Annotated in this window: 13 protein-coding genes and 1 pseudogene; 10 read left to right on the top strand and 4 right to left on the bottom strand. The window is 70.4% G+C overall.

The annotated features are described in order from the left end of the window. Positions 1-86: 86 nt before the first annotated feature. The 3 genes from AB0C15_RS03265 to AB0C15_RS03255 all read right to left on the bottom strand — a co-directional run bounded on the left by AB0C15_RS03265 (position 87) and on the right by AB0C15_RS03255 (position 2,473). Positions 87-518, bottom strand: a complete 432-nt coding sequence (locus AB0C15_RS03265) for a hypothetical protein (RefSeq protein WP_357348173.1) — start codon at positions 516-518, stop codon at positions 87-89. Positions 519-752: 234 nt separating this feature from the next. Next, a complete protein-coding gene (locus AB0C15_RS03260; RefSeq protein ID WP_357348171.1) occupies positions 753-1,967 on the bottom strand; it encodes a cation:proton antiporter in 1,215 nt (404 codons plus the stop codon). 5 nt (positions 1,968-1,972) lie between these two features. After that, positions 1,973-2,473, bottom strand: a complete 501-nt coding sequence (locus AB0C15_RS03255; protein ID WP_124815967.1) for a TrkA C-terminal domain-containing protein — start codon at positions 2,471-2,473, stop codon at positions 1,973-1,975. Between the two features lie 159 nt (positions 2,474-2,632). Between AB0C15_RS03255 and AB0C15_RS03250 the strand changes: the two genes are divergently transcribed. Then, entirely contained in the window at positions 2,633-2,836 is a 204-nt protein-coding gene (locus tag AB0C15_RS03250; protein WP_357348169.1) for a hypothetical protein, read from the top strand. 193 nt (positions 2,837-3,029) lie between these two features. Here AB0C15_RS03250 and AB0C15_RS03245 read toward each other — a convergent pair. Continuing rightward, positions 3,030-4,166 (bottom strand): annotated as a pseudogene (locus AB0C15_RS03245) (epoxide hydrolase). Between the two features lie 85 nt (positions 4,167-4,251). On the opposite strand from AB0C15_RS03245, the gene AB0C15_RS03240 reads away from it, so the two are divergent. The 9 genes from AB0C15_RS03240 (at position 4,252) to pyrE (ending at position 12,806) form a co-directional block, all read left to right on the top strand. Then, on the top strand, positions 4,252-4,896 hold the full coding sequence (locus tag AB0C15_RS03240; protein ID WP_357348167.1) for a helix-turn-helix domain-containing protein: 645 nt from the start codon (positions 4,252-4,254) through the stop codon (positions 4,894-4,896). A gap of 85 nt (positions 4,897-4,981) precedes the next feature. Further along, positions 4,982-7,570 (top strand): ATP-dependent chaperone ClpB, encoded by a 2,589-nt coding sequence (gene clpB, locus AB0C15_RS03235; protein ID WP_357348165.1) that lies wholly within the window; start codon positions 4,982-4,984, stop codon positions 7,568-7,570. 125 nt (positions 7,571-7,695) lie between these two features. Then, on the top strand, positions 7,696-8,079 hold the full coding sequence (locus AB0C15_RS03230; RefSeq protein ID WP_357348163.1) for a hypothetical protein: 384 nt from the start codon (positions 7,696-7,698) through the stop codon (positions 8,077-8,079). A 69-nt stretch (positions 8,080-8,148) separates the two neighbouring features. Beyond that, positions 8,149-9,003, top strand: coding sequence for a hypothetical protein (locus tag AB0C15_RS03225; protein WP_357348161.1), 855 nt, complete (start codon positions 8,149-8,151; stop codon positions 9,001-9,003). A 94-nt stretch (positions 9,004-9,097) separates the two neighbouring features. After that, positions 9,098-9,670: a DUF4178 domain-containing protein gene (locus AB0C15_RS03220; RefSeq protein ID WP_357348674.1), complete on the top strand. Its 573-nt coding sequence runs from the start codon at positions 9,098-9,100 to the stop codon at positions 9,668-9,670. 92 nt (positions 9,671-9,762) lie between these two features. Then, positions 9,763-10,527, top strand: a complete 765-nt coding sequence (locus tag AB0C15_RS03215; protein ID WP_357348159.1) for a hypothetical protein — start codon at positions 9,763-9,765, stop codon at positions 10,525-10,527. A gap of 72 nt (positions 10,528-10,599) precedes the next feature. Next, positions 10,600-11,277, top strand: a complete 678-nt coding sequence (locus AB0C15_RS03210) for a hypothetical protein (RefSeq protein ID WP_357348157.1) — start codon at positions 10,600-10,602, stop codon at positions 11,275-11,277. A 10-nt stretch (positions 11,278-11,287) separates the two neighbouring features. Then, positions 11,288-12,097, top strand: a complete 810-nt coding sequence (locus AB0C15_RS03205) for an SDR family oxidoreductase (protein ID WP_357348155.1) — start codon at positions 11,288-11,290, stop codon at positions 12,095-12,097. Positions 12,098-12,266: 169 nt separating this feature from the next. Beyond that, positions 12,267-12,806 (top strand): orotate phosphoribosyltransferase, encoded by a 540-nt coding sequence (gene pyrE, locus AB0C15_RS03200; protein WP_112586136.1) that lies wholly within the window; start codon positions 12,267-12,269, stop codon positions 12,804-12,806. The last annotated feature ends 5 nt before the right edge of the window (positions 12,807-12,811 follow it).

Below are 12,811 nucleotides of genomic sequence, written 5' to 3'. Positions count from 1 at the left end.
AGTCGGGCATGAATCGTTTACGACATCAGCTCCATAGGGGCGTAGTCCGCAGTTAGCCCCCGCCGATGGTCAGCGAATCCGGCGGTTCAGCCGAGGCGGCGGTTTTCGCGGACCAGGCCGCCTTCGCACCAGTCCCGGTAGACGAAGAGGTCCGGTCGAGCCAACAGCACCCGGCCGTTGTGCGCCCAGACCTTCATCAGCTCGTCGCCATCGCGCTCGGCCTGTTCGACGAGCTTGCGGAAGCGGCGCTTCGGGTGGGCGCGGAAGTTCGTCCGGATGCCATCGGCCGCGTAGATGTAGAGGCAGTGCAGCGCGAAACGCCGGGCCGGGCAGGTGGGATCCATCGCCAACTCGAAGAGCGTCAACACCAGTCGGTCGCCCGAGACGAGCAGGTCCCAGTCGGGCGGCATCGAGGCCAACGGCACCGAATCAGGCTTGTACGCCCAGGACCGCAACTCCGCCGGAGTCGGATCGACGGGGTTGGCGAAGCCGTGGAAAGTCGACTCCTGCACGCTCACCGGCCAACCTTCCGCTCTCGCCCGCGTATGGCAACGCTGCCTGCGGACCGTGGCTGCTGGGGCGAAACGGTAACCCGCCGTCGGGTGCTGCGGTAGTCCCCGTGGGGAGCAATTCCGCAACCGTTGGCATGGGCGGGTCCACTGCATCGACGGAGTGGCCGATCATGCCCCTTTGCGTACCGCTTCTACCTTTGCGAAGGCGCGACCCACGCGGCCGCGGCCTTCAGGTGGACCTCAGTGCAGTGAGTCGACGACCGGGCTCGGCCCCCGCCGCTGGGCCGCCGCGCGGTTACGCAGCCACCGCTTGAACCACGGGAAGTCCGGCAGCCGGGCCAGGATCGGCCCGGTCACCACGGTGATCAGGACGTACGTCGCGGCGAGCGCTGCCAGTCGCGGCTCGACGCTCCCGGCGGCCACCGCGAGACCGGCGATGACGATGGAGAACTCACCTCGGGGTACGAGCGCCAGGCCGGTCCGCCATCGACCCGGTTCCGCGATGCCGACCCGACGGGCGGCGAGGTAACCGGTGGCGGTCTTCGTCGCCATGGTGACCACGGCCAGCGCGAGCGCCGGCAGCAGCACCGGCGGGATGTCCTGCGGGTCGGTGGTCAGGCCGAAGAAGACGAAGAACACCGCGGCGAACAGGTCCCGCAGGGGCGAGAGCAGTTCGGTGGCGTGGTGTGCCACCGGGCCGGAGAGCGCGATGCCCACGAGGAACGCGCCGACCGCCGCCGACACCTGGAGCGACGCGGCGATGCCCGCGATCAGCAACGTCAGACCGAGTACGCCGAGTAGCAGCGCCTCGGGGTCCTTCGCCGACAGGGCGGACGAGATCAGGTGGCCGTACCGGATGGCGACCACCAGCACGATCAGCACAGTGCCCACCGCGATGGTGAGCGCGATCCCGCCGCCGAGCAGACCGGTGCCGGCCAGGACGGCGGTGACGAGCGGCAGGTAGAGCGCCATCGCCAGGTCCTCGATGACGAGCACCGAGAGGATCACCGGGGTTTCCCGGTTACCGAGCCGGCCCAGGTCGGCGAGGACCTTGGCGATCACCCCGGACGAGGAAACCCAGGTGATGCCGCCGAGCACCAGGGCGGCGACCCAGTCCCAGCCGAGCAGCAGGGCGAACCCCGCGCCGGGTAGGGCGTTGAGGACGCCGTCGATCAGCCCCGCCGGTGCCGCCGAGCGCAGGTTGCCGACGAGTTCGTTGGCTGAGTACTCCAGGCCGAGCATCACCAGCAGCAGGATGACGCCGATCTCGGCGCCGACCGCGAAGAACTCCTCGCTGGCGGCGAGCGGAAGTAGCCCGCCGTGCCCGAACGCGAGCCCGGCGAGCAGGTAGAGGGGAATGGGCGAGAGGCCGAAGCGCCGGCTCAGCCGACCGAGGAGGCCGAGCAGCAACAGCAGCGCACCGACTTCGATGAGCAGCGTGGTGAAATCGTGCATCCGCCTCAGCCGTCCGGGTCACTGTCGGCGAGGATGGCGGACACGCCGTCGAGACCTCTACGGGTCCCGACAACGACCACCACGTCGCCGGCCGCGAAGCGGAAGGAGGGGAGTGGCGAAACGATCACTTCGCCTTCACGCAGCACTGCCACGATGGAGGCGCTGGTGCGGGTACGCGCCTTGGTGTCGCCGAGCTTCCGGTTCACGTACGGCGAGCCGGCCGTGATCGCGATCTGCTCGGTGAGCAGACCGGCGGCCTGCTCGCGGAGCCCGGAGAGCTGACCGAGCATCAGCGACGCACCGAGGATGTCGGCCAGAGCCTCGGCCTCGTCGTCGGTGAGCGGAATGTCCGCCTGGCAGGCGTCGGGGTCGTCGGGATCGTAGAGCACAAGATCACGGCGGCCGTTGCGGTGGGACACGACGCCCAGGCGGCGTCCGGACTCCGTCACCAGATCGTGACGTACCCCGATCCCGGGTAAGGCGGTCTGCTCGACACGTACTCGCACCCTCCAAGGCTACCGCTTGATGAACGATCCGCAGATCTTGGACGGACGGCACCCCTCGCACCGCCCGCAGCGCACCCCAGCCGCCGTGATCCACTCGGCTTCCAGAAAGTCGGGGCCTCAGAGAAGGCAGGACACCCCAACTTCAAGGAACCCGAGTCGATGCTGGGGCGGACCGCCGGCCGGTCGCTGGCCTTCCTTGCCCGGATCGACCTCGGGGGGAGCACCGTCTCGACCGAGGATGCCCAGGGGGTGCGGCACTGGGTCTTCTGCGACCGGCGGCTGGACGGTGGCCGCCGCTGTGTGCTTCGCGCCGACCATGAGACCCCCTGCACCGCACGCCTGCCCCGGCGGATCGGCCCGTAGGGGCTGTGGAGGGCCGTTCCTTGAGTGATCGACTCGGTTTTCAGGATGTCGGGGTGTCCCGGCGTTCCAGATGCCCCGACTTGCTGAAAGCCGAGTGGATCAACCGCCCTGGTCGCCGGGCGCTGGCCGCTCGGGTGCGACGCGCCGGTGCCCGCCCCGGCGAAGTGGGTGCGGGCACCTGGGCGCGCCGGGGTCAGCGGAGGCTGGCGAAGAACTCGCGGATGTCGCTCACCAGCACGTCGGTGGCCTGGTGGGCGGCGTAGTGGCCGCCGACGTCGCCCCGGCCCTCGACGTCGGCCTCGTACGCCGTCCACCTGACGATGTTCTTGTGGTCCCGCTCGGCGAAGCGGCGGATGGACTGGAAGTCCCCGGGGAACATGGCCAGCGCGGTCGGTGTGGTGGTCGGCTCGGTCGGCGCTTCGCCGGCGTGCGCGTCCTCCCAGTAGAGCCGGATCGCCGAGGCGGCGGTGCCGGTGAACCAGTAGAGCGCCACGTTGGCCAGGACGAAGTCGGCGTCCAGGCTCTCGTCGAAGAGTTGGGTGTTCCAGGCGAGCAGCCCCACCGGTGAGTCGGTCAGCCCGAACGCCAGTGTCTGCGGCTGCTGACTGTGCACCTGGTTGAAGGAGAACTTGTTCTCGTAGAACCACTGGAGGTGGCTGAGCGCGGCCTGATCGGTCTCGGAGAGCCCGGCGAACTCGGCCGGGTCGCCGGAGGGGAACGAGAAGAGCTGGGTGACGTGTACGCCGAGCACCCGCTCCGGATCGATCCGGCCCAGCTCCGGCGCGATCATCGAACCGGCGTCGTTGCCGACGGCGCCGTAGCTGTCGTACCCCAGGCGGTTCATCAGCTCGGCCCAGGCGTGGGCGATGCGGAACCGGTTCCAGCCGGCGTTGCGGGTCGGGCCGGAGAAACCGAAGCCGGGCAGCGACGGGATGACCACGTGGAAGGCCGGCGCGTCCGGGTCGGTCGGCTCGGTGAGCGGGGCGATCACGTCGAGGTACTCCAGCACCGAGCCGGGCCAGCCGTGGGTGAGCACCAGGGCGGTGGCGTCCGGCCGGGGCGACCTGACGTGCAGGAAGTGGATCTGCTCGCCGTCGATCTCGGTGACGAACTGCGGGTGGGCGTTCAGTTAGGCCTCGACGGCACGCCAGTCGAACCCGCCCCGCCACCGGTCGGCGAGGGCGCGCACCCGGTCGGTGCTCATCCCGTACGAGTCGCCGGCGCCGGGCAGCTCGGCGGGCCAGTTGGCGCGGCCCAGCCGGTCGGCGAGGTCGTCGAGGGCGGTCTGCGGGATCTCGACGCGGAACGGGCGGATCGCGGTGTCGCTCATGCCGGAACTCCTTCGGAACGGAATGTTTCGTTCTGCCATGACGATAGCAGAGCGGAACGATCCGTTCCACTGTTAGTCTGGAGGCATGTCACCGACTTCCGGCAAGGCCGTCGGCGGCCGCCGCGCCCAGGCAGCCCGCAACGACGAGGTCATCCTCGAAGCCGCCCGCGCCGTCTTCCTCGACGACCCGAAGGCCCCGATCGCCGCCGTCGCCGAACGCGCAGGCGTCGGCATCAGCGCGCTCTACCGGCGGTACGCGAGCAAGGAGGACCTGCTGCGTCAGCTCTGCCACGACGGGCTGCGCCGGTACGTCGCGGAGGCCGAGACCGCCCTCGCCGAGCCGGACGACTGGACCGCGTTCGCCGACTTCCTGGCCCGGGTGGTCGACGCCGACGTGCACTCGCTCACCGTCCACCTGGCCGGCACCTTCACCCCGACCGAGGAGATGGGTCGGGACGCGATGCGCGCCGGCGAGGTGGCCAGCGCGCTTGTCGATCGGGCCCACGCGAGCGGGCGGCTGCGCCCCGACGCGGTCGTACACGATCTGGGGTTGCTGTTGGAGGCGTGCGCGGCGGTCCGCGTACCCGATCCGGAGCGGACCCGCCAACTGCGCCGCCGGCAGCTCGCGGTCCTGCTGGCCGGCCTGTCGTCGGTGCCGGGCGCGGACCCGCTGCCCGGTCCGCCTCCGGCGGCCGGCGAGTTCGACTGGCGGTGGCGTCGCCGGGAGTGATGGCCGTCACGCGCTAAGGTTGAGCGGAATACGCTCAACTCTGGTTGTGTCCAACCCAATGGACAACGCCGATCCGGGGGAGCCCATGAACGCCGAAAAACTCACCACCAAGAGCCGCGAGGCCATCACGGGCGCTGTTGCGCTGGCCAACCAGCGTGGCCATGCCACCGTGGAGCCCTGGCACCTGTTGCTGTCACTCCTGGACACCGACGGCTCGACCGCCACCGGTCTGCTGCGCGCCGTCGGGGCCGACCCGACCGAGCTGCGCCAGACCGCCCAGCGCTCGGTCGACAACCTGCCAGCCGCCCGGGGCTCCAGCATCGCCGAGCCGACGTTGGCGCGGGAGTTCGTCAACGCCATCGGCGCCGGCGAGCAGATCGCCCGACCGTTGGGCGACGAGTACACCTCCACCGAACACCTGCTCGCCGGCCTGGCCCGGGTGGGCGGGGCGGTGTCCGGCGCACTGAAGACCGCCGGTGCCACCGAGGAGGCCCTGGTCGCCGCCTTTCCGACCGTTCGCGGCGGCGACCGTCGGGTCACCACCGCCGACCCCGAGCAGACCTACCAGGCCCTGACCAAGTACGGCGTCGACCTCACCGTGAGCGCCCGGGACGGCAAGATCGACCCGGTAATCGGCCGGGACTCCGAGATCCGTCGGGTCATCCAGGTGCTCTCCCGGCGTACCAAGAACAACCCGGTGCTGATCGGCGAGCCCGGCGTCGGCAAGACCGCGATCGTCGAGGGCCTGGCCCAGCGGATCGTCGCCGGCGACGTGCCCGAGTCGCTGCGCGACAAGAAGCTCATCTCGCTGGACCTCGGCGCGATGGTCGCCGGCGCGCAGTACCGCGGCCAGTTCGAGGAGCGGCTGAAGTCCGTCCTGGAGGAAATCAAGAACTCCAACGGGCAGGTCATCACCTTCCTCGACGAACTGCACACGGTCGTCGGTGCCGGCAAGGGCGAGGGCTCGATGGACGCCGGCAACATGCTGAAGCCGATGCTGGCGCGGGGCGAGCTGCGGATGGTCGGTGCCACCACGCTCGACGAGTACCGCGAGAACATCGAGAAGGACCCGGCACTCGAGCGCCGATTCCAGCCGGTGCTCGTCGGCGAGCCGACCATCGAGGACACCATCGGCATCCTGCGCGGGCTCAAGGAGCGCTACGAGGTGCACCACGGCGTACGGATCACCGACGCCGCGCTCGTCGCCGCCGCCACGCTCTCCGACCGCTACATCACCGACCGATTCCTGCCGGACAAGGCGATCGACCTCGTCGACGAGTCCGCGTCCCGGCTCCGGATGGAGATCGACTCTCGTCCGGTCGAGGTGGACGAGATCGAGCGGGCGGTCCGCCGGTTGGAGATCGAGGAGATGGCCCTGGCCAAGGAGCCGGACGCCGCCTCGGTCGAGCGGTTGGAACGGCTGCGCAAGGAGTTGGCCGACAAGCGCGAACAGCTCACCGTGCTCTCCGAACGGTGGCAGACCGAGAAGAGCCACATCACCAAGCTCTCCACCGCCAAGGAGGAGTTGGAACGCCTCGGCGGCGAGGCCGAGCGGGCCGAACGCGACGGTGAGCTGGAACGCGCCGCCGAGCTGCGCTACGGCCGGATCCCCGCCCTCAAGGTCGAGTTGAAGCAGGCCGAGGAGGAGCTGGCTCAGCTTCAGGCCGATGGCGCGATGCTCAAGGAGGAGGTCGGCGCGGACGACATCGCCGCGGTGGTCGCCTCCTGGACCGGCATCCCCGCCGGTCGGCTGCTCGAGGGTGAGACGGCCAAGCTGCTGCGGATGGAGGAGTCGCTCGGCGGCCGGGTGGTCGGCCAGGCCGAAGCGGTAGGCGCGGTCTCCGACGCGGTACGCCGTGCCCGGGCCGGGATCGCCGACCCCGATCGTCCGACCGGAAGCTTCCTCTTCCTCGGCCCCACCGGCGTCGGCAAGACGGAGCTGGCCAAGGCCCTCGCCGAGTTTCTCTTCGACGACGAGCGGGCGATGGTCCGCATCGACATGAGCGAGTACGGCGAGAAGCACTCGGTGGCTCGTCTGGTGGGTGCCCCGCCCGGATACGTCGGCTACGACGAGGGCGGTCAGCTCACCGAGGCGGTACGCCGACGGCCGTACTCGGTGGTGCTGCTGGACGAGGTGGAGAAGGCCCACCCGGACGTCTTCGACGTGCTGCTCCAGGTGCTCGACGACGGCCGGCTCACCGACGGCCAGGGCCGCACCGTGGACTTCCGCAACGCGATCCTGATCCTCACGTCCAACCTCGGGTCGTCGGTGATCAGCGACCTGACCCTCGCCGACGAGCAGCGCCGGGAGGGTGTGCTGGCCGTGGTCCGGTCCCACTTCAAGCCGGAGTTCCTCAACCGGCTCGACGACATCGTGGTCTTCGCCTCGCTGCGCGGGGACGATCTGCGCTCCATCGTCGACATCCAGTTGAACCGGATGCGACGGAGGTTGGCCGATCGCCGGCTGGGCATGGAGATCACCGACGCGGCCCGGGACTGGCTGGCCGAGCACGGCTACGACCCCATCTACGGTGCTCGCCCGCTCCGCCGCCTGGTCCAGACAGCCATCGGAGACCAGTTGGCGAAGGCCCTGCTCTCCGGCCAGATCCGAGACGGCCAAACGGTAAAGGTAGACCGAACCGAAACCGCAACCCTCTCGGTAACCCCCGCCTAACCCCCACCCCCTGACCCGGTGATCAAGAGGTTTGCGTCAGATTTGCGCCCTCTTTTGACGCAAACCTCTTGATCAACAGGGTGGGGCGGGGGTGGGGCGGGGCCGGACGGGGAAAGGGTGGGGGCATGTTTGGGATTGGGAAGCAGAAATGGGAGCGCGAACTCAGCGCGGCCGTCGACACGGTGGCGGCGGCTGACACGCTCGCCTTTGGTGGGGTGGGGATCGCCGGGACGCTGTTGCCGGTGACCGAGGCGTACGAGCGGGTCTCGGCCGCCCTCGACGACCACCCCGAGGAGGTACGCCGGCAGCTCGACCGGGTGCTGGCCGACGGCACACCCGCCGGCCGGGCGTACGCGGCCACGCTGCTGGAGCGAATCGACCCGACGGCGGCCCGAGCGGCGTGGACGTCGCTGCGGGACGATCCGAGCGAGCTGACCACCTTCGTCGGCTGCGTGATGGACCGGGAAGCGCTCGGCACGTACGCCAGTCGGCGACTCACCGCAGCATGATCTATTCGCCGGTCGGTGCTGCCCGATCGGTTCTGCCGGTTGCTGACGACGCGCCGTACGTTGCGAGCCATGAACCCGTCCGTCACCGTGCCGCGTCCGCCCCGCCCGGTCACCGTGACCATCGCCTTCTGGTTGCAACTGGCCGTGGTACTGGTGCTGCTCGGCCTGGCCGCGCTGGCGGTGGTCGAGGCGGTGCACTTCGACGGCCAGATCGACCGGGCGGTACGGCTGGTGCCGGACGCCGACCCGGAGGAGGTTTCTGGCGAGCGGCAGGGCAACGTCGCGATGACGCTGATCCTCGGCGTGCCGGCGGTGTTGCTCGCGGTCTGGCTGGCGGTCACCGCCGTCCCGGTCCGGCGGGGCGCCAACGTCGCGCGGATCCTGGTCTTCGTGGCCAGTGGCGCGCAGTTGCTGGTCTGCTTCGCGCAGTGCTGTTCCGGCGGGCTTCTCGTGCCGCTGCTGACCATGCCGGAGATCAGCGACGAGCCGCCACCGGACTGGGACGAAGAGTGGGAGACCTCGACGTTCTTCGACACGCTCTACTCCGGCACCGACGCCTGGGACGGCCTGCTCGTCCCCGCGGCAGGGCTGGGTGTGCTCACCGTCCTGGCGCTCTCCGCAGCCGTGGCCCTGCTACTGGCGCTGCCGCCGGCGAACCGCTGGTTCGTGCCGCGTGCCGCGAACGAGGCGCCGCCCGGCCCCGCCTGGGTGATGCCCGTACCCGCCTACGCCCCGACCGGTTACGGCTATCCGACAGCTCCGCTCGTGCCGGGCTTCCTGCCGCCGAATCAGCCGCTCCCACCCGGCTACCTGATCTGCCCCGACCCGGCCGCGCACCTGTCGCCTGGCGCGCCGGGCACCTCACCAGTGCCGACCCGCCCGCCGACGGCATCTCCGGAGGAGGCACCCGACCACCTTCGCTAGCTGAGCTGTCGGCCACAGCGCGGGTCTCCCTGGTGCCGAGGGTTGTTACCGTCTGCGCCGACGTACCTGGGGAGGTGGTCGGGTGGACGCGCTGATGATGTGCCTGGTGGCGGCTGTCGTCGTACTCGCGGTGGTCGTGGTCGTCGTGCGGGCCCGCCGGCGGACGACGAACCGGACCGCCGGCCAACCGGCGGAATCGCCGCGCGGCGGCCCGCTCCGTCTGACCCTGGGCGACCGCGTGCGGATCCGCGAGCGGGAGTACGCGGTGAGCGCGACGATCCGCCTCGTCGAGGGCGACTGGAGCTGGGTGCAGCATCTGCTCGACGACGACACCGGCACCCGTCACCGGCTCTCCGTGGAGGACGGCCCCGAACTCGAGCTGGTGCTCTGGACCGCCGAGCCGGGTGCCACCGTCACCCCGGGCGCCCCGACCATCGAGCTCCGCGGCCGGCGCTACACCTGGGCCGAGACCGGGCAGGCGCGGTACACCGCCACCGGGGAGACCGAGCTGCCGCCGACCGGCACCATGCGCTACCACGACTACCAGTGCGGTCCCGCCGCGCGGCTCTCCTTCGAGGCGTACGGCGAGGAGGGCTGGCGGGTGGCCCGCGGTCACCTGCTCGACCCCGCCGACCTGACGATCCGCCCCGCTCCCGACGCTCGCTGAGCCGCAGCGGGCGGGCGCGCCGGGCTCGTCACGGTATGCCGAACTGGCCGGTTGTCGATACGGTGTGTGCGCGATCTTAGGGAAGGAGAATCGTGGTCGATCCCCAGAGCACTCCGGCCCGTCAGCGGCCGTCCATTGTGTCGATATCCAGCTACCTGCTCTTCCTGTTCCTGGCGCTCCAGGTGATCAGTCTGATCATCACGCTCAGCACCTTCGGTAAGACGCGGGACGCGCTCCGCGCGGCGTACGAGGGCAGCAGCACCGACGGTGAGCAGGTGGCCGACGTCTTCGCCGCCTTCGGCATCGGCGGCAGCATCGTCCTGTTGCTGCTCGCGCTCGTGCTGGGTGTGCTGGCGCTCTTCAACAACCAGGGCCGTAACGGCGCCCGGATCACCACCTGGATCGTCGGCGGCATCATGGTCTGCTGCGTCGGCGGTGGCCTGCTGAGCAACGCGGCCGGCGGTTTCAACACCGGTGGCGGTGGGACCGGCAACGGGCCGAGCCCGGAGGAGATCCAGCGCCGTCTGGAGGAGGCCCTGCCCTCCTGGGTCACCCCGGTCAGCGTCCTGCTCGGTGTGCTCAGCCTGATCGCGCTGATCACCGCGCTGGTTCTGCTGGCGCTGCCGAAGGCGAACCCGTTCTTCCGTAAGCAGGCAGCCGGCTGGGAGCCGCCCACCCCGGGTGCCAGCTACCCCGGCCAGCCGCAGGCGCCGGGTCAGCCCGGTTACCCGCAGGCATCCGGTGAGCCGGGCTATCCGTCGAGTGGGGAGCCGAGCTACCCGCCGCCGGCCGCTGACCGGCCGGACGACACGCCGCCCACGGACCGGCCCGGGTCGAACCCGCCGCCCACGAGCTGACGGCTGGATAAGCACGACGCCGACGATCCCTCCGAGTAGGTTGCAACCCGACGCCTACCGGAGGGATTCGTCGTGTCGTACCCGGAATCGGCACCGGCCCGGCGGCCCGCCGCCGTCCTGTCGGCTGCGACCGTGCTGGTGGTGATGGCGGCCGCCGCGCTCGCGTACGCCGTGGTCGACCTGGTGGTGCTTGGCGGCACCGTCGACGCGTTCCGCTCCGCCGCCCGCGACACGTCGGCGAGCCCGGAGCAGATCGACGACGTGGTGACGCTGATCCGCGCGTCGGCGGTGCTGTCGGCGGTGGTTGCGGTGCTCTCCGCGCCGCTGCTCGCCGGCCTGGCCCTCGGGCTGCTGGCCGGTCGTAACGGCGTCCGGGTGGCGACCTGGGTGGTCTGCGGGCTCGGCCTGCTCGCCGGTTGTTGCAGCGTGGCGGTGGTCGTCGGCGAACGGGCCGCGCCACTGCGACTGGGCTCCGGCGAGCAGGCTCTCGCCGAGCTGCTGGGCCTCGTCGGCGACGCCTACCCGTCCTGGTGGATCCCGCTCAACGCCGGGGTTTCCGTCGCACAGGGGCTCGGTTACCTTGTAGTAGCTGTGCTGCTGGCGCTGCCGGCGGCGAGCCGCTGGTTCGGCCGTCACCGCACGACGACGCCGACCGCACCACCGACGTTCACGCCCGCACCGCCGATGTTCACGCCCGTCCCGCACCAGCCCCCGTCGGCGCCGCCCGCGCCCCCGTACCCGCCCAGGTGAGGATCGCCCCGTGACGCTCGACCCCACGACCGCCGAGCGCCGAGCCCTGATCACCGGGGCCACCGCCGGCATCGGCGCGGCGTTCACCCGGCGGCTGGCCGCTGACGGCTGGCATCTGGTGCTCGTTGCCCGCGACGCGGCACGGCTGACCGAGTTGGCCACCGAGCTGGGCTCCACGTACGGCCGCGAGGTGGAGACGATCCCCGCGGATCTGTCCACCGACGACGGCTGCGCCGCCGTGGAGCAGCGGCTCGCCGAGGGCAGCCCGGTGCACCTGCTGGTCAACAATGCGGGGATCAGTCTGAACAAACCGTTCCTGCGCTCCACGGCCGAGGACGAGGCACGACTGTTGCGGCTCAACGTGCACGCGGTCATGCGGCTGACCCTGGCGGCACTCGGACCGATGACCGAACGGCGAAATGGGGCAGTGATAAATGTCTCTTCGGTCGCCGGGTTCGGCACGGCGATGCCGGGATCGACATACTCCGCCAGCAAGGCGTGGGTCACCAACTTCAGTGAGTCCGTCGGCCAGTCGGCGCGCCCGCTCGGCGTTCAGGTGATGGCTCTCTGCCCCGGTTACACGCGCACGGAATTCCACCAGCGGGCCGGCATCAACATGTCCAAGACACCTGAATGGCTGTGGCTGCGGGCCGAGGATGTGGTCGACGAAGCCCTGCGTGACCTGCGCAAAGGCAAGATGGTCAGCGTTCCCGCCTGGAAGTACAAGCTGGTTGTCGCCGGCATGCGCCACGCGCCGCGACGGTTGCTCCAGGCGGTCGCCCGGGACACCCGTGGTCGGATCGGTCGCGACGAGCGCTGAGCCTGGACGGGCCCACCAGCCCCGGGTGAAGGGCCGTACGCAGTTGGCGCGCCGCTGCCAGGCCAGTCGCTGAGCGTAGTCGAACATCGCCACTCATCGGTCTCCCGAGAGGCTGATCAGGGTGGACCCCACACACGGCGTTCAGAGTTGCGCAGTAACCTCTATCGCCATGGGGGACCACGACGACCTGCGTAAATTCATTACCGACCTGGCTGTGGTCCACGGCCGGGTCGTGCTCTCGTCGGGGCGCGAGGCAGACTGGTACGTGGATCTGCGCCGCGTCACGCTCCATCACCGGGCCGCTCCTCTGGTCGGCCGGGTGTTGCTGGACCTCACCGCCGACTGGGAGTTCGACGCGGTCGGGGGCCTCACCCTGGGCGCGGACCCGGTCGCGCTCTCGATGCTGCACGCCGCCGCTCCGACCGGCCGGGCCCTGGACGCCTTCGTGGTGCGCAAGGCGGGCAAGGCCCACGGTCTTCAACGGCGGATCGAGGGACCGGAGGTGGCCGGCCGCCGTGTGTTGGCGGTGGAGGACACATCCACGACTGGCGGAAGTGTTTTGACCGCTGTCGAGGCGCTTCGCGAGGCCGGGGCGGAAGTCGTGGGCGTGGTGGTTATTGTTGATCGAGGCGCCGGCGACGCGGTGCGAGCCGCCGGATTGCCGTACCGGGCGGCCTATACGTTGGCTGACCTCGGCCTTGTGGCGTAAAAGTC

The organism is Micromonospora sp. NPDC048835 (genome assembly GCF_040649995.1).
In the GTDB taxonomy this organism is placed as follows: Bacteria; Actinomycetota; Actinomycetes; order Mycobacteriales; family Micromonosporaceae; genus Micromonospora.
Note: the sequence above shows the minus strand (reverse complement) of the source record. Positions and strands in the feature narration are given on the sequence as shown.

Excerpts from the sequence above, each read along its gene's own strand:
- AB0C15_RS03230 (WP_357348163.1), top strand. The coding sequence starts at position 7,696 with ATGTTTGGGATTGGGAAGCAGAAATGGGAGCGCGAACTCAGCGCGGCC.
- clpB (WP_357348165.1), top strand. The coding sequence starts at position 4,982 with ATGAACGCCGAAAAACTCACCACCAAGAGCCGCGAGGCCATCACGGGC.
- AB0C15_RS03250 (WP_357348169.1), top strand. The coding sequence starts at position 2,633 with ATGCTGGGGCGGACCGCCGGCCGGTCGCTGGCCTTCCTTGCCCGGATC.
- pyrE (WP_112586136.1), top strand. The coding sequence starts at position 12,267 with ATGGGGGACCACGACGACCTGCGTAAATTCATTACCGACCTGGCTGTG.
- AB0C15_RS03220 (WP_357348674.1), top strand. The coding sequence starts at position 9,098 with ATGATGTGCCTGGTGGCGGCTGTCGTCGTACTCGCGGTGGTCGTGGTC.
- AB0C15_RS03225 (WP_357348161.1), top strand. The coding sequence starts at position 8,149 with ATGAACCCGTCCGTCACCGTGCCGCGTCCGCCCCGCCCGGTCACCGTG.
- AB0C15_RS03260 (WP_357348171.1), bottom strand. The coding sequence starts at position 1,967 with ATGCACGATTTCACCACGCTGCTCATCGAAGTCGGTGCGCTGCTGTTG.
- AB0C15_RS03240 (WP_357348167.1), top strand. The coding sequence starts at position 4,252 with ATGTCACCGACTTCCGGCAAGGCCGTCGGCGGCCGCCGCGCCCAGGCA.